Raw genomic sequence first — 16,631 nt, forward strand, 5'->3', positions numbered from 1 at the left:
CTAGCGTTTTGTTTTCGCCGACAGGGTGGCCAGCTTGCGGACCTCAGGGGAGGCCGTGACTGCGCCCTGGTTGGCGTAGGCTTCGTGGTTCTTCTCGATCTGGCGCAGCTCGTAGCGGTAATTGACCATCAGCCCGGCGGCCTGGCGCAGGCCGGTGGCGGAGAGATCGCCGCGCCAGTTCAGGCGTTCCAGGCGGGCGCCGTTGCCGAGGTGGAAGCGCGCCACCGGGTCCAGCGGCAGGCCGGCGCCATTCTTGGCGTGCAGGAAGTATTCGGCAGCCAGCGCCAGCAGTGGCTGCTCAGTGCGCGGCGGTGGTGGTGCGTCGGGCTTGAGCGCCTTGAGCAGGTCGGCGGCGGCCGCGCCCAGTTGCGCATCGTCGCCCAGGCCATCGAGCCAGCGGCGGAAACCGGGCACCGGCGACAGGGTGACGTACTGGCCCAGGCCGGGAACTTCCCGCGCCAGCTCTTCCACCACCTGCTTGATCAGGAAATTGCCGAAGGAGATGCCGCGCAGGCCGTCCTGGCAGTTGCTGATGGAGTAGAACACCGCGGTGTCCGGTTCTTCCGCAGGTTGCGCCTCGGAGCCAGGCTCAAGAATGTCTGCAATCGCGCCGGGCATGGCGCGGGTCAGCGCCACCTCGACGAAGATCAGCGGCTCGTCGGCCAGTGCCGGGTGGAAGAATGCAAAGCAGCGGCGGTCGGCGGGCTGCAGGCGGCTGCGCAGGTCGTCCCAGTCCTTGATGGCGTGGACGGCTTCGTACTTGATGATCTTTTCCAGGATCGACGCCGGGGTCGACCAGTCGATCCGACGCAGCACCAGGAAGCCCCGGTTGAACCAGGAGGCCAGCAGATGCTGCAGGTCGTGATCCACCGCCGCCAGGTCGGGCCTGGCCTTCAGTTCCTGCAGCAGCAGACGGCGCATGGCGATCAGCTCGGCGGTGCCGCCAGGCGCCTGGTTGAGCCGGCGGAACAACTCTTGGCGCGGCGGCTCGCTGGCCTGGAACAGCGCCGTGATGTTGCTCGCCGACGGGTCGTTCAGATAGCGCTGGCAGGCTTCGGCCAACGCATCGTGGGGCGGCGCGAAGTCCTTGAGGAGAATGTCGAAGAAGGCCTTCTGCTGCGCCTGTGGGCAGTCGCGGTAGGCGCACAGCACCTGCTGCGCCAGCGCCACGCCCGAGGCTTCACCGTGACTGGAAATCAGCTTGCGGCTGGCCTCGGCCAACGCCTGGGCATTGCCCGGCGGCGGCTCGCGCGACTCCAGCAATTGCCGGCCTCGCTCGGTGATGCTTTGCAGAAGATCCTGGAAGAAGCTGGTGTTCATGCGTCACCCCTTCTGGCGAATGTTCAGTCCCGCGCGAGTAGCGACGGCGGGCAGCGCTGATACCAGCGCGAGGCCTGCTCGTAGGCGTGGGCCAGTTGCAGCACGGCCATGTCGGCCTGGTGCCGACCAATGATCTGCAAGCCCATGGGCAGCCCCTGTTCATTGAAGCCCACCGGCACGTTGGCCACCGGGCAACCGGACAGGGTGGCCGGGATCACCACTTCCATCCAGCGGTGGTAGGTGTCCATCAACTTTCCAGCGATCTCTTTCGGCCAGTCCCAGGTCTTGTCGAACGGGAACAGCTGGGCGCTGGGCAGCAGCAGATAGTCGTAGCGCTCAAACAGTTTGCTGATGGCGCGGTACCAGTCGCTGCGCGCGGCGGAGGCGCGGAAGACGTCCATGGCCGAAAGCTTCAGGCCGTTCTCCACTTCCCAGATGGCCTCGGGTTTGAGCAGCTCGCGCTTGGCCGGATCGGCGTAGGCGGCGCCCAGGGAGCCGGCAACCATCCAGTGGCGCAGGGTGCGCCAGGTGTCCCACAGGCGTTCGGCGGAGAAGCCCAGCGCGGCGTCTTCGACCTGGCAGCCGATGGCTTCGAAGTCGGCGAACGACTTGCGGCACAGCTCCAGCACGCCGCGCTCCATCGGCAGGTGGCCGCCGAGATCGCCCAGCCAGCCCAGGCGCGCGCCCTTGAAATCTCGCTCCAGCTTGCCGGCGAACTGCTCGCCGGACTCAGCGATGGACAGCGGCGCGCGGGCGTCGCCACCGGCCTGCACCGACAGCAGCAGCGCCACATCGCGCACGCTGCGACCCATGGGGCCTTCGTAGCCGAGCTGGTCGATGAACAGGTCAGCGCTGTCGTCGAAGGGCACGCGGCCCTGGGAGGGTCGGAAGCCAACGATGTTGTTGTACGCAGCCGGGTTGCGCAGCGAGCCCATCATGTCGCTGCCGTCGGCCACCGGCACCATCTGCAGGGCCAGCGCCGCCGCCGCACCGCCACTGCTGCCGCCGGCGGTGCGCTCCGGTGCGTAGGCGCAGCCGGTGGCGCCAAAAATCGGGTTGTAGCTGTGCGAACCCAGGCCGAATTCGGGGGTATTGGTCTTGCCGATGATGATCGCGCCGGCTGCTTTGATGCGCTCGACCATGATGCCGTCGCGCTCGGGCACGTAGTCGCGGAACAGCGGCGAGCCGAGGGTGGTGCGGATGCCTCGGGTCAGCGACAGGTCCTTCACTGCATGCGGCAGGCCGTGCATCCAGCCGCGGTACTCGCCGCGCGCCAGTTCGGCGTCGCGCTGGTCGGCTTCGGCCAGCAGTTGCTCTTCGGGCTGCTGGCTGATGATGGCGTTGACCGCCGGGTTGTAGCGCTCGATCTGCGCCAGATGAGCCTGCATGACTTCGCGGCAGGACACCTGGCGCTGGCGGATGCGTTCGGCCAGTTCATGGGCCTGGAGCTGGACGAGTTCGTTGTTGTGCTTGTACTGGCTCATGGAGCGCGGCCTTCTTTCATCAGGCTTCCGGCAGGTTGGAAGCGTAAGTCGGGTTCAGCGACCCCGCCCGCAGGCGGGGCTTGTTGCATTCTTGAGGCCGAGCGATGCCGCTGCACCGAGGGGCGCAGGCGCGCATCGCTATGCCGTGGTCCCGTGGCGGGATCAGCGCATCAGGTTGGTCCAGATCCGGTCGGCCAGGCGGATCGCGCCTTCGCCGCAGGTCTTGCTGAACACCACCTTGGTGCCCTCGGGGATGTGCAGTTCCGGCGCATCCTTGAGGCTGGCATCGAGGAAGGGTTCCACGCCCTTGATCGGGCTCTGGTGCTTGAGGAAGTTCTGGGTCATCGCCGCGTTTTCCGGCTGGCTGAGGAAGGCGATGAACTTCTTCGCGTTCTCCGGGTTCTTCGCCCCGGCCGGGATCACCAGGTTATCCACCCAGGCCATCACGCCCTCTTTCGGATAGAGGTACTTCAGGCTGGATTTCATTTCACGCGCGCGCATCGACGAGCCGCCCCAGAACATCGACATGTCGACTTCGCCCGATGCCAGGTTTTCGCGGATCGAGCCGGCCTTGGAACTGTAGGTCTTCACGAAGCCCTTCTGGTTCTTCAGCAGGGTCAGCACCTGTTGCATCTGCTTGGGGTCCTCGCTGCACAGCGGGATGCCCAGGTAGAGGCTGGCGGTGTCGATCACCTCACTGGAGGAGTCGAACATGTTGATCCTGCCCTGCAGCTCCTTGGGCGGCGTGAACAGCACCGAGTAGCTGTCGGCCGGGCCGCTGTACTTGGCGCTGTCGAGCACCACGCTCGTGGTGCCCCAGATGAAGGGCACGGCGTAGGCGCCTTCCGGGTCCCAGGTGGGTTTCTTCAGGTTGTCTTCGATATTCGCGTAGTACGGCTGATTGACCGGATCGAAGCGCTCCAGCAGTTTTTCCTGCACCAGGATCGGCACGAACTGGTGCGAGGGAATGGCCACGTCGTAGCCGGTGCCGCCCTGTTTCAACTTGGCCAGCAGGGTCTCGTTGGAGTCATAGGAATCCACGGTCACCTTGATGCCGGTTTCCTTCTCGAACTTCTCCAGGATCGGCGGCGAGAAGTAGCCGCTCCAGCTCACCACGTTCAGTTGTTCGGCGGCCTGTGCACCGGCGGCCAGGCCCAGCGAAAGCGTGGCCCCTACAGCAGCGATCAGTTTGCTCATGTTCAACTCCGAGAGTGGGCTCAGGCCTTTTTCTTGCCGAGCAGGTAGGACAGGGTTACGAACAGCACGGAAACGCCGAGGATCAGGGTCGAGACCGCATTCACGTCGGGCGTCACGCCCATCCGCAGCAGGCCGAAGATGAAGATCGGCAAGGTGGTGGTGCCGGCCTGGGAGACCATCATCGAGATCACGAAGTTATCCAGCGAGACGATGAAGGCCAGCATCAGCCCGGAGACGATGCCCGGCGTTAGCAGTGGCAGGGTGACCTTGCGGAAGGTCCGCCAGGGGCCGGCGTAAAGGTCGGCGGCAGCCTGTTCCAGGGACAGGTCCATGTCGTTCAGCCGAGCGCGGATCGGCAGGTAGGCGAACGGAATGCAGAACACCGTGTGGGCGATGATCAGGTTGCCGTAGCCTAGGGACAGGCCGAGGGTGGAGAACAGCGCCAGGGTGGCGACGCCGACCACGATTTCCGGCAGCACCAGCGGCAGCATGATCGCACCCATGGACAGGCGCATGCCCTTGAACTTGGCCCCACGCGAGGTGCCGAGCGCAGCCAGGGTGGCGATCGCGGTGGCGATCACACTGGCGCACACGGCAATCAGCAGACTGTTGCCGGCGGCCTGGCGCAGCGCCTGGTTGGCGAAGGCGGCGCGGTACCAGTCGAGGCTGAAGCCGGTCCACACGGTGGCGGACTGGTTGGCGTTGAACGACAGCACCACCAGGACCACGATGGGCGCGTAGAGGTACAGGTAGAACAGGAAGCTCAGCCCGCCGAAGCCGGGGAAGTCCTGTACGCCGAGACGGCGCTTGAACAGCAGCGAAAGCATCATTCACCTCCCCGGGCAATGCGCAGGCGCTCGGCGCGCATCGCATAGAACATCAGCACCAGCATCACCGCGGCCATCAGCACCAGAGACAGGGCCGCGCCGAAGGGCCAGTTCCGCGCATCGCTGAACTGCCGGAAGATCAGGTTGCCGAGCATCATCTTGGTGCCGCCGCCGAGCAGCTCGGGGGCGATCATCGCGCCCAGGCAAGGCACGAAGGTGAGAATGGCGCCAGCGAGGATGCCCGGCCGGGCGATGGGCAGGACGACCTTGCGCAGGGTGCGGATGCGCCCGGCGTAGAGGTCCTGGGCGGCTTCGAGCAGGCGCATGTCCATCTTCTCCAGGGTCGAGTAGATCGGCAGCACCACGAAGGGCGCGTAGGTGTAGACCAGGCCCAGCAGCACGGCGCCGTCGGTGTACAGCAGGTCCAGCGGCTGGTGGATTACGCCCAGGCTCATCAGGGTGCCGTTGACCACGCCGGTGCCGCGCAGCAGCAGGATCCAGGCGTAGGTGCGGATCAGCAGGTTGGCCCAGAACGGCACGGTGATCAGGAAGATCAGCAGGCCGCGCCGGTGCGCAGGCTGCATCGCGAGCCAGACCGCCACCGGGAAGCCCACCAGCAGGGTGATGAGCGTGGTCGCAGCGGCGATGCCGATGGAGCGCAGCGCGATCACCAGGTAGGAGTCGGCAAAGGCCAGGCTGTCGTCCAACTGGCGCTCGAACAGCAATGACACGTAGGCGTCGATGCTGAACTGCTGGTTCACCCCGCCGTAGGGGTTGGCCTGCATCAGCGAGTAGGCGACCACGATGAAGATCGGCACGATCAGAAACAGCCCGATGGAAACCAACGCGGGCGACACGCCGAGGAAGCTGCGCAGCGCCCTGCGCCGCTCCAGCGAACCGCCGGTTGTGGATAACTCGTTCATGCTCACCCCCGCTCAGTCCACCAGGACGCTGGCGCTGCCCTTCTCGAACAGCAACCCGGCACGCTGCCCGGGCACCAGGCGCTGACGCTGGCCGGCGCTGTTGGGCGCGCGGACCGTCAGGCGAGTGCCGTCGGCAAGGCTGACCTGGTATTGCAGGTCGGTACCCAGGTAGATCTGCGCGACGATGCTGCACGGCGTCGCCGTCGGCGTGTCTTCGCTCACCAGTTGCAGGCGTTCCGGACGGATCGACAGAGTGACCTCGGCGCCGACCTTCAGGCCCTCGCGACTACCGGCCTCGATCAGCTGGTCGCCGGCGATGCGGTAGTACGCGCGCTCATCAATGAAGTTCTCGACGCGGGCGGGAAGGAAGTTGGTCTCGCCGATGAAGTCGGCGACGAAGCGGTTACGCGGGCGCTCGTAGATGTCGTCAGGACGGCCGACCTGCTGCACCTCGCCCTCGGAGAGCACGGCGATGCGGTCGGACATGGTCAGGGCTTCTTCCTGGTCGTGGGTGACGAAGATGAAGGTGATGCCGGTCTTGGCCTGGATTGCCTTCAGTTCCTCACGCATGGCCTGGCGCAGCTTGAGGTCGAGCGCCGAAAGCGGCTCGTCGAGCAGCAGCACCTTCGGGTGCGGCGCCAGCGCGCGGGCCAGGGCAACGCGTTGCTGCTGGCCGCCAGACAGCTGAGTCGGCTTGCGCTGGGCGAAGCGTTCCATCTGTACCAGGGCGAGCATCTCGCGGACGCGCTCGGCGATCTCCGCCTTGCCCATGCGCTTGCCCATCGGGTGGGATTCCAGGCCGAAGGCCAGGTTCTCGGCGATGGTCATGTGCGGGAACAGCGCATAGTGCTGGAACACCGTGTTCACCGGACGCTCGAAAGGCGGGCGGTCAGCGATGTTCTCGCCGTACAGGCGGATTTCCCCAGCGGTGGGGAACTCGAAGCCGGCGATCATGCGCAGGAGGGTGGTCTTGCCGCAGCCGGAGGGGCCGAGCAGGGTGAAGAATTCGTTGTCGCGGATGTCCAGATCAACGCATTTCAGCGCGACGGGACCGCTGGCCGGATCGCCGTAAACCTTGCGCACGGAGCGGATCGAAACCGCTGCCGTCTGCAGGCTATGCAGGGCACTCATGTGAAACCTCCGGTTCCTTCCCCACGGGTGGGCGGGGGGTCTTGTAGTTGTTCTGGCAGGACTAGAGAAACGCCGGATGCAGCGCTGGCCGTGTTACCGGCTCCGATTGTTGTGGTGCTGCTGGGATGGATATTCGGAGAAAGGTGATTGAGCGAAAAGCTCAATTTTCTTACATTCGATATTAAAAAAATTAACAGCTCTCACCGAGGTCCAGGCCCATGTCCATCCAGCGTCTTCCACCGCTCAATGCCGTCCGCGCCTTCGAGGCTGCCGCCCGGTTGGGCAGCTATGTCGCGGCCTCCAAGGTCCTTCACGTCACCCAGCCAGCCATCGGCCGTCACGTGAAGCTGCTGGAGGACTGGCTGGGCGTCCAACTGCTGGAACGCACCCCACGCGGGGTGAGCCTGACTCCGGCCGGGCAGCGTTACTACGCGAAGATATCCACAGCCCTGCAGCAGATTGCCGACGCTGGCCACGAACTCGCCCCCGGCGGCGCGGCGCGCTGGCTGAAGATCATGGTGGTGCCGGCCTTCGCCAAACGCTGGCTGATGCCGCGCCTGGAATCCCTGCGCCAACAGCGACCGGGGATGAAGGTGGCGGTCGAACCCAACCCGACCTTCACCGAAGTGGACGGCAAGAGCGCCGACCTGGGTATCGTCTACGGGCTGCCGGGTGTCTACTCACAGTGCCACAGCACGCTGATCCGTCCGACGGTGTTCCCGGTGTGCTCGCCGTCCTACCTGGCCGAACAGGGCCCGCTGAACAGCGTCAGCGAGCTGGCGCAGCACAAGCTGATCCACGTGGACGACGGCGAATGGTGGAATCTCTGGCTCTCCACCGTCGGCCTCTCGCTGCGGGTGAGTTCGGACGTGCTCTACGTCAGCAATGACCACGCCCTGTCGATGGCCGAGTCCGGCCACGGTATCGCCCTGGCCAACGCGGTACTGGTGAAGCACCAGTTGGCCGCCGGCACCCTGGTACGCCCACTGGCGGAGGAAGTGCAGCTGGAGAGCTACCAGCTGCTGCTGCCCCCGGGCCCGGTGAGCGCCGATGTGGAGTGGTTCGAAGGCTGGATCCGTGCGGCGCTGCAGGAAGAATTCGCAGCTCCGCCGCCAGGCAGTTGAATCAGCCTCGCGGGGCGTAGGCGAAGACGTCGGCGCGCATCTGGTGGGCATCCATCCCGGCCGCCACCAGGGCATCGAGGGTGGCGTACACCATCGCCGGCGAACCGCTGGCATAGACGTGCAACTGCTTGAGGTCAGGAAAGTCCTCACACACCGCTTCATGCAGCAGGCCACGACGCCCCTGCCAATCACAGGGGTCGCTGACTACCTTGTGCAGGAACAGGTTTTCCAGGCCCTGCCAGTCTTTCCAATGGGCCAGTTCGTAGAAGTCGTCCGGCTGGCGCACGCCCCAATACAGGTGCACCGGATGTTTGAAGCCGGTGGCGCGACAGTGTTCGATCAGGCTGTGTATCTGTCCCATGCCGGTACCGGCGGCGATCAGCACCAGGGGGCCATCGGGCAGCTCCGCCAGGTGGGTATCGCCGAAGGGCATCTTCACCCTGGCGATGCCGGTGCGCTGGAGTTGCGCGAGCAGTGCCTTGGCGCTGTTCTCACGACCGAGGATGTGGAGTTCGATGTCCCGCCCGGCAATCGGCGCCGAGGCCATGGAGAACGCCGAAGACTCACCATTGTCACGTTCGATCAACAGGTACTGCCCGGCGTGATAGCGCGGCGGTTTACCAGCCGGCGCGCGCAGGCGCACGCGCCAGACGTCGCCGCCCACTTCCACGCATTCGCTGACCTGGCAGCTCATGTCGCGCACCGGCAGTTCGCCCGGCGCCAGCACGCCATCCCAGTGCAGCACGCAGTCTTCCAGGGGCTCGGCCAGGCAGGTGAACAACTCACCCTGGCTCAGCTCGGCACCGTTCTGGCGTACCCGCCCTTCCACCAGCAGGGCCGCGCAAACATGGCAGTTCCCGTTGCGGCAGCTCTGAGGGCACTCGTAGCCGAGCCGGCGCGCCGCATCCAGGATGCGCTCGTTGGGAGCCGTCTGGATGACCGCGCCGGAAGGTTGCAGGGTGACACGCATCAATCGATTCCCAGAGAAGACCAGAGCTCATCGACGCGGCGCTTGACCGCTTCGTCCTGGACGATCACCCGACCCCATTCGCGGTTGGTCTCGCCCGGCCACTTGTGAGTGGCGTCCAGGCCCATCTTCGAACCGAGGCCGGAGATGGGCGAAGCGAAGTCCAGGTAGTCGATCGGCGTGTTGTCGATCATCACCGTGTCGCGCTTGGGGTCCATGCGCGTGGTGATGGCCCAGATCACGTCGTTCCAGTCCCGCGCATTGACGTCGTCGTCGGTGACTATGACGAACTTGGTGTACATGAACTGTCGCAGGAACGACCAGACACCCAGCATTACGCGCTTGGCGTGGCCCGGGTACTGCTTCTTCATGGTCACCACCGCCATCCGGTAGGAGCAGCCTTCGGGCGGCAGGTAGAAGTCGACGATCTCCGGGAACTGCTTCTGCAGTATGGGCACGAAGACTTCGTTCAGCGCCACGCCGAGGATGGCCGGCTCATCCGGCGGCCGGCCGGTATAGGTGCTGTGGTAGATCGGCTTTTGCCGGCGGGTGATGCGCTCAACGGTGAACACCGGGAAGCTGTCCACCTCGTTGTAGTAGCCGGTGTGGTCGCCGTAGGGACCTTCGTCGGCCATCTCGCCGGGGTGGATGACCCCTTCGAGGACGATTTCGGCACTGGCCGGCACCTGCAGGTCGCTGCCGATGCACTTCACCAGTTCGGTGCGGTTGTCCCGCAGCAGACCGGCGAAGGCGTACTCGGACAGGGTGTCCGGTACCGGAGTCACGGCGCCGAGGATGGTCGCCGGATCGGCCCCCAGGGCCACCGCCACGGGGAACGGTTCGCCCGGGTGCTTCGCGCACCATTCGCGGTAGTCCAGCGCGCCGCCCCGATGGCTCAGCCAGCGCATGATGACCTTGTTGCGGCCGATCACCTGCTGGCGATAGATGCCGAGGTTCTGCCGCTCCTTGTTCGGGCCGCGGGTGACGGTCAGGCCCCAGGTGATCAGCGGGGCGACGTCGCCCGGCCAGCAGGTCTGCACCGGCAGCCTGGTGAGGTCGACGTCATCGCCCTCCTCCACCACTTCCTGGCAAGGGCCATCCTTCAGCACCTTGGGTGCCATGGCGATGACCTTCTTGAAGATCGGCAGCTTGGACCAGGCGTCTTTCAGGCCCTTGGGCGGCTCGGGCTCCTTGAGGAAGGCCAGCAGCTTGCCGATTTCGCGCAGCTCGCCGACATCCTCGGCGCCCATTCCCAGGGCCACGCGGCCGGGGGTGCCGAAGAGGTTACCGAGCACCGGGATATCGAAACCGGTGGGCTTTTCGAAAAGCAGCGCCGGCCCCTGCTTGCGCAGGGTGCGGTCGCAGATTTCGGTCATTTCCAGCACAGGCGAAACCGGAGTGGCGATGCGTTTGAGCTCGCCACGCTGTTCCAGGCCGCTGATGAATTCGCGCAGATCGCGATACTGCATGCTTGAGCCTCTTGGGGCGTGCAGGTCGGGGCGCAAAGTTTAGCGCCGAACTGGGATATTCAGAAGGACAAAGGGCCAGTGCAGAAACGCAAAAGCCGGGTTTCCCCGGCCTTTGCGGCACATCCAAGACTTACTTACGCTTCATCGACAGGAAGAATTCGTCGTTGGTCTTGGTGTCTTTCAGCTTGTCGATCAGGAACTCGATGGCGGCAATCTCGTCCATCGGGTGCAGCAGCTTGCGCAGGATCCACATGCGCTGCAATTCGTCTTCGGCAGTCAGCAGCTCTTCGCGGCGGGTACCGGACTTGTTGATGTTGATGGCCGGGAACACGCGCTTCTCGGCGATGCGGCGGTCCAGCGGCAGTTCCATGTTGCCGGTGCCCTTGAACTCTTCGTAGATGACTTCATCCATCTTCGAGCCGGTTTCAACCAGCGCAGTGGCGAGGATGGTCAGCGAGCCGCCTTCCTCGATGTTGCGGGCAGCACCGAAGAAACGCTTGGGCTTCTCCAGGGCGTGGGCGTCGACACCACCGGTGAGCACCTTGCCGGAGCTCGGGATCACGGTGTTGTAGGCACGGGCCAGACGGGTGATGGAGTCCAGCAGGATGACCACATCCTTCTTGTGCTCGACCAGGCGCTTGGCCTTCTCGATCACCATCTCGGCAACCTGCACGTGGCGGGTCGGCGGCTCGTCGAAGGTGGAGGCGACCACTTCGCCGCGCACGGTGCGCTGCATCTCGGTCACTTCTTCCGGACGCTCGTCGATCAGCAGGACGATCAGGTGGCACTCGGGGTTGTTGCGGGTGATGTTGGCCGCGATGTTCTGCAGCATGATGGTCTTGCCCGCTTTCGGCGGGGCGACGATCAAGCCGCGCTGTCCCTTGCCGATCGGCGCACAGAGGTCGATCACACGGCCGGTGATGTCCTCGGTGGAGCCGTTGCCGGCTTCCATCTTCAGGCGCTCATTGGGGAACAGAGGAGTCAGGTTCTCGAACAGGATCTTGTTCTTGGCGTTCTCAGGGCGATCGAAGTTGATGGAGTCGACCTTGAGCAACGCGAAGTAACGCTCGCCTTCCTTCGGAGGACGAATCTTGCCGACTATGGTGTCGCCGGTTCGCAGGTTGAAGCGACGGATCTGGCTGGGCGAGACGTAGATGTCGTCGGGGCCGGCCAGGTAGGAAGAGTCGGCGGAGCGCAGGAAGCCGAAGCCGTCCTGGAGAATCTCCAGCACGCCGTCACCGGAGATCTCCTCGCCGCTCTTCGCGTGCTTCTTCAGCAGGGCGAAGATGATGTCCTGCTTGCGCGAACGGGCCATGTTCTCCAGGCCCATGGCGTCGGACATTTCCAGAAGTTCGCCAATCGGCTTTTGCTTGAGTTCGGTCAGATTCATAGGAATGACGTTGGTAGAAAAAGGAGAAGGGAAAGCGTTTAGCTTTTTAGGCCGCGCCGCAAAGAAGGCGACAGGATCGCTGTGCTTATTCGAATTAGGAGTGCGTCGGCGACGGCGTGGAGGGCTGCAAGAACGAGCAGCGGTCCGAATGTAACACCGGCGCAACGGGGAGTCTAGTGCAGTCCAATGAAAAAGCCCCGCATTTCGCGGGGCTTCTCCGGGACGCTTCAGATACTGTTCCGGCGGCGCTGGAGGCCGCGCGGAATCAGATGTTGGCGTCGAGGAAGGCGGCCAGCTGGGACTTGGACAGGGCGCCTACCTTGGTGGCTTCGACGTTGCCGTTCTTGAACAGCATCAGGGTCGGAATGCCACGCACGCCGTACTTCGGCGGAGTGTCCTGGTTTTCGTCGATGTTCAGCTTGCAGACTTTCAGTTTGCCCTGGTAGTCCTTGGCGATTTCGTCGAGGACCGGAGCAATCATCTTGCAGGGACCGCACCACTCGGCCCAGTAGTCGACCAGCACCGCGCCGTCGGCCTTGAGCACGTCCTGCTCGAAGCTGGCATCAGAGACGTTGGTGATGAATTCGCTCATGGAAGGATCTCTCCGTGTTCGGAAGCAAAAAAGTGGAGCCATCATATCCCGGCTTTCCTGGGACCGAAAGCCAGTGGTGATTGAGCTTTGCTATGGCGGCATCGGGTAAAACTGATGGATGCGTCCACCGGCGTCAATCCGGCTACCGGTCAGGATGCCAGGCTGGCGGACAATCGGAACCGGCAACGCGCGACTGTCATATCCCACCTATAGTGTGGACAGCCAGTCATTCGCCAGAGAAAGCCGCCTCCATCCCACTGCTCCAGACTCGCGCCACATTGGTACGGACGTACCTCTATTCGCATTGGCTCGACCGGACAACCGTGGCAGGATTGCGCGGTTCAGCCTCGAGACCCGAAACCATGCCGCAAAAGCCTGCCGAAATCCCGTCCCTGATCGCCGCCATCGACCTCGGATCGAACAGCTTCCACATGGTGGTAGCCAAGGTCGACCATGGTGAGATCCGCATCCTGGAACGGCTCGGCGACAAGGTCCAACTGGCAGCCGGCCTGGACGAAGAGCGCAACCTCAGCGAAGAGTCCATGCTGCGCGGCCTCGAATGCCTGCGCCGCTTTGCCCAGATGATCGCAGGCCTGCCGGAAGGCGCGGTACGCATCGTCGGCACCAACGCCCTGCGCGAGGCGCACAACCGCGCCGAGTTCATCCGCCGCGCCGAAGAAGTCCTCGGACACCCGGTGGAAGTCATCTCCGGTCGCGAAGAAGCGCGCCTGATCTACCTGGGCGTCTCCCACACCCTGCCGGACACACCCGGTCGCCGCCTGGTGGCGGACATCGGTGGCGGCAGTACCGAATTCATCATCGGCCAGCGCTTCGAATCGCAACTGCGAGAAAGCCTGCAGATGGGTTGCGTCAGCTACACCCAACGCTACTTCCGCGACGGCAAGGTCACCCCGGCGCGCTATGCGCAGGCCTACACTGCCGCGCGTCTGGAGCTGATGGGCATCGAGTACAGCCTGCGCCGCCTCGGCTGGCAGGAGGCCGTCGGCGCCTCCGGCACCATTCGCGCCGTTGGCCTGGCCATCCAGGCCGCGGGGCTCGGCAACGGCGAGATCAACCCGGAGGGCCTGGCCTGGCTCAAGCGCAAGCTGTTCAAGCTGGGCGACGTGGAAAAGATCGACCTGGACGGCATCAAGCCGGACCGCCGCCCGATTTTCCCGGCTGGCCTGGCGATCACCGAAGCCATCTTCGAAGCCCTTGATCTCACGCGCATGACCCATTCCGAAGGCGCCCTGCGCGAAGGCGTGCTCTACGACCTGCTGGGCCGCCACCACCACGAGGACGTTCGCGAGCGCACCCTGAGCGCGCTGATGGAGCGCTGCCACGTGGACCTGGAGCAGGCCGCGCGGGTCGAAGCCAAGGCATTGGCAGCCCTGGAGAAGGTCGCCGACAGCTGGGGGCTGGAAGATGACTGGCACCGCGACCTGCTGCTGTGGGGCGCGCGCGTGCATGAGATCGGCATGGACATCGCCCACTACCACTATCACAAGCACGGCGCCTACCTGATCGAGCACTCGGACCTGGCCGGCTTCTCCCGCCAGGACCAGCTGATGCTGGCGCTGCTGGTGCGTGGCCATCGCCGCAACATCCCCAAGGACCGCTTCGCCGAGTTCGGCGAGGAAGGCGTGAAGCTGCTCCGCCTTTGCGTGCTCCTGCGCTTCGCCATCCTGTTCCACCACATCCGCGGCACCTCGGCCATGCCAGAAGTGAAACTCACGGCAACCGACAACACACTCCAGGTCCAATTCCCGCAAGACTGGCTAGAGGCCAACCCGCTGACCCAGGCGGACTTCGAGCAGGAAGCCCAGTGGCTGAAGCGCATCGACTTCGAACTGAAGGTGAGCTGAGTACTCGGCAATCGGTGGACGGCAAACGCTTTCCACCAGGCCGCTGGCAAGTTATCCACAGCACGAAAGGAAACGGGGCCCGAAGGCCCCGTTTTCATGTCCGCGTTCAGCGTGCGCTGATTGGCGGGTTGGTCAGCTTGTCCAGCAGGGTCGCCTGGGCGTTGCGCGAGTTCTGGTTGCCGCTCGGGCTGTTGCGCAGGTAACGGCCATCCGGCTGCAGCACCCAGCTCTGGGTGTTGTCGCTGATGTAGGCCTCGAGCTCCTTCTTCACGCGGGTCAGCAGCTTCTTGCCTTCCACCGGGAAGCAGGTCTCCACACGCATGTCGAGGTTGCGCTCCATCCAGTCGGCACTGGAGAGGTACATCTTCTCGTCGCCGCCATTGAGGAAGTAGTAGATCCGGCTGTGTTCGAGGAAGCGGCCGATGATCGAGCGCACCTGGATGTTGTGCGACACGCCGGGGATGCCTGGGCGCAGGCAGCACATGCCACGAACCACGAGGTCGATGCGCACGCCGCTCTGGCTGGCCTTGTACAAGGCGCGGATGACCTTGGGATCGGTCAGCGCGTTGACCTTGACCATGATGTGCGCCGGTTTGCCTTCGCTGGCGTGCTGGGCTTCGCGGGCGATCATGTCGAGCAGCGTCTTCTTCAGGGTGAAAGGCGCGTGCAGCAGCTTCTTCATGCGCAGCGTCTTGCCCATGCCGATCAGCTGGTTGAACAGCTTGTGCAGGTCCTCGCAGAGCGCATCGTCCGCGGTGAGCATGCTGTAGTCGGTGTACAGGCGCGCGTTGCCGGCGTGGTAGTTACCGGTGCCCAGGTGGGCGTAGCGGCGCAGCTCGCCGTTCTCGCGACGCAGGATCAGCATCATCTTGGCGTGGGTCTTGAAGCCCACCACGCCGTAGATCACCACGGCGCCGGCCTGCTGCAGGCGGCTCGCCAGCTGCAGGTTGGATTCCTCGTCGAAACGCGCACGCAGTTCGATCACCGCGGTGACTTCCTTGCCGTTGCGCGCCGCTTCCACCAGGGAGTCGACGATCTCGGAGTTAGCGCCGGCGCGGTAGAGGGTCTGCTTGATCGCCAGGACGTTCGGGTCCTTGGCGGCCTGGCGCAGGAAGTCCACCACCGGGGTGAAGGATTCGAAGGGGTGCAGCAACAGGATGTCCTGCTTGCCCACCACGCTGAACAGGTTCTCGGCCTTCTGCAGGAGCTTGGGGATCACCGGGGTGAAGGACGGGTGCTGCAGCTCCGGATGGCTTTCCAGGCCGGTAATGCTGAACAGGCGGGTCAGGTTCACCGGGCCGTTGACTTGGTAAAGCTCGCTCTCGCCCAGGTTGAACTGCTTGAGCAGGTAGTCCGAGAGATTCTTCGGGCAGGTGTCCGCCACTTCCAGGCGCACCGCGTCGCCGTAGCGGCGCGAGAACAGTTCGCCACGCAGGGCGCGGGCGAGGTCGTCGACATCTTCGGTGTCCACCGAGAGGTCGGCGTTACGGGTCAGGCGGAACTGGTAGCAGCCCTTCACCTTCATGCCGGGGAACAGGTCATCGGCGTGGGCGTGGATCATCGAGGACAGGAACACGAAGTTGTCCCCCGGACCGCCGATGTCCTCGGGGACGCGGATGACGCGCGGCAGCAGGCGCGGCGCCGGGATGATCGCCAGGCCGGAATCGCGGCCGAAGGCGTCGACACCTTCCAGCTCGACGATGAAGTTCAGGCTCTTGTTCACCAGCAGCGGGAACGGGTGAGTCGGGTCCAGGCCGATGGGGGTAATGATCGGCGCGATCTCGTCGCGGAAATAACGACGCACCCAGGCCTTCAGCTTGGCCGTCCAGTAGCGGCGGCGAATGAAGTTGACCTGGTGCTTGGCCAGCTCCGGCAACAGGATGTCGTTGAGGATGTTGTACTGGCGGGTGACCTGCTCGTGCACCACTTCGCTGATGCGCGCCATGGCCTGATGCGGCAGCAGGCCATCGGCGCCGGCCTGTTCGCGGGCAAAGGTGATCTGCTTCTTCAGCCCCGCAACGCGGATCTCGAAGAACTCGTCGAGGTTGCTGGAGAAGATCAGCAGGAACTTCAGACGTTCGAGCAACGGATAGGACTCATCCAGCGCCTGCTCCAGCACGCGGATGTTGAACTGCAACTGGGACAGTTCGCGATGGATGTACAGGCTGGTGTCATCCAGGCTCGGCACCACCAGCGGCGCCGGCACGGGCGCCGTGACAGCAGGCACCGCTTCAACGACAGGGGCCTCGGGGGCCGGAGGAGCCACCGGAACTTCGGCGGCCTCCGTCAGGGGTTCGAGCAAAGCGCTGGGGTTGAGTCCTTCAGTGTTCATCTGCAGTTCC

General features: G+C 64.5%; 13 protein-coding genes. 2 read left to right on the forward strand and 11 right to left on the reverse strand.

Features of this window, described 5'->3' with window-relative positions:
• The 6 genes from E8E91_RS11465 to E8E91_RS11490 form a co-directional block, all read right to left on the reverse strand.
• Positions 1-1,320 (reverse strand): malonyl-CoA decarboxylase, encoded by a 1,320-nt coding sequence (locus tag E8E91_RS11465; RefSeq protein WP_280375857.1) that lies wholly within the window; start codon positions 1,318-1,320, stop codon positions 1-3.
• A gap of 23 nt (positions 1,321-1,343) precedes the next feature.
• On the reverse strand, positions 1,344-2,804 hold the full coding sequence (locus E8E91_RS11470) for an amidase (RefSeq protein ID WP_280375858.1): 1,461 nt from the start codon (positions 2,802-2,804) through the stop codon (positions 1,344-1,346).
• Between the two features lie 162 nt (positions 2,805-2,966).
• Positions 2,967-4,001, reverse strand: coding sequence for an extracellular solute-binding protein (locus E8E91_RS11475; protein ID WP_280370048.1), 1,035 nt, complete (start codon positions 3,999-4,001; stop codon positions 2,967-2,969).
• A 20-nt stretch (positions 4,002-4,021) separates the two neighbouring features.
• Entirely contained in the window at positions 4,022-4,828 is an 807-nt protein-coding gene (locus E8E91_RS11480; protein ID WP_190829730.1) for an ABC transporter permease, read from the reverse strand.
• Positions 4,828-5,751, reverse strand: a complete 924-nt coding sequence (locus E8E91_RS11485; RefSeq protein WP_280375859.1) for an ABC transporter permease — start codon at positions 5,749-5,751, stop codon at positions 4,828-4,830. The genes E8E91_RS11480 and E8E91_RS11485 overlap by 1 nt, the downstream gene beginning before the upstream one ends.
• A gap of 12 nt (positions 5,752-5,763) precedes the next feature.
• Complete coding sequence (locus tag E8E91_RS11490) at positions 5,764-6,882, reverse strand: ABC transporter ATP-binding protein (RefSeq protein ID WP_280375860.1); 1,119 nt, start codon at positions 6,880-6,882, stop codon at positions 5,764-5,766.
• Positions 6,883-7,100: 218 nt separating this feature from the next.
• Here E8E91_RS11490 and E8E91_RS11495 point away from each other — a divergent pair, with 218 nt between their 5' ends.
• Positions 7,101-8,006 carry a LysR substrate-binding domain-containing protein gene (locus tag E8E91_RS11495; protein ID WP_280375861.1) on the forward strand — a complete coding sequence of 302 codons (906 nt, stop codon included), beginning with the start codon at positions 7,101-7,103 and terminating at the stop codon, positions 8,004-8,006.
• Position 8,007: 1 nt separating this feature from the next.
• Here E8E91_RS11495 and E8E91_RS11500 read toward each other — a convergent pair whose 3' ends face one another.
• The 4 genes from E8E91_RS11500 to trxA form a co-directional block, all read right to left on the reverse strand.
• A complete protein-coding gene (locus tag E8E91_RS11500; protein WP_280375862.1) occupies positions 8,008-8,976 on the reverse strand; it encodes a CDP-6-deoxy-delta-3,4-glucoseen reductase in 969 nt (322 codons plus the stop codon).
• On the reverse strand, positions 8,976-10,442 hold the full coding sequence (gene ubiD, locus E8E91_RS11505; RefSeq protein WP_151138251.1) for a 4-hydroxy-3-polyprenylbenzoate decarboxylase: 1,467 nt from the start codon (positions 10,440-10,442) through the stop codon (positions 8,976-8,978). Before ubiD ends, E8E91_RS11500 begins: the two co-directional genes overlap by 1 nt.
• 130 nt (positions 10,443-10,572) lie before the next feature.
• Positions 10,573-11,832, reverse strand: coding sequence for a transcription termination factor Rho (gene rho, locus E8E91_RS11510; protein WP_190829340.1), 1,260 nt, complete (start codon positions 11,830-11,832; stop codon positions 10,573-10,575).
• Positions 11,833-12,097: 265 nt separating this feature from the next.
• The gene (gene trxA, locus E8E91_RS11515) at positions 12,098-12,424 is read right to left on the reverse strand and encodes a thioredoxin TrxA (protein WP_044873156.1); all 327 of its coding nucleotides are present in this window, start codon (positions 12,422-12,424) and stop codon (positions 12,098-12,100) included.
• Positions 12,425-12,786: 362 nt separating this feature from the next.
• On the opposite strand from trxA, the gene ppx reads away from it, so the two are divergent.
• Positions 12,787-14,289 (forward strand): exopolyphosphatase, encoded by a 1,503-nt coding sequence (gene ppx, locus E8E91_RS11520; protein WP_280375863.1) that lies wholly within the window; start codon positions 12,787-12,789, stop codon positions 14,287-14,289.
• Positions 14,290-14,395: 106 nt separating this feature from the next.
• On the opposite strand, the gene ppk1 is transcribed toward ppx, so the two are convergent.
• Positions 14,396-16,621, reverse strand: a complete 2,226-nt coding sequence (gene ppk1, locus E8E91_RS11525; protein ID WP_280375864.1) for a polyphosphate kinase 1 — start codon at positions 16,619-16,621, stop codon at positions 14,396-14,398.
• Between the last annotated feature and the right edge of the window lie 10 nt (positions 16,622-16,631).

The organism is Pseudomonas sp. BN515 (assembly GCF_029873155.1).
Taxonomy (GTDB): Bacteria; Pseudomonadota; Gammaproteobacteria; order Pseudomonadales; family Pseudomonadaceae; genus Metapseudomonas.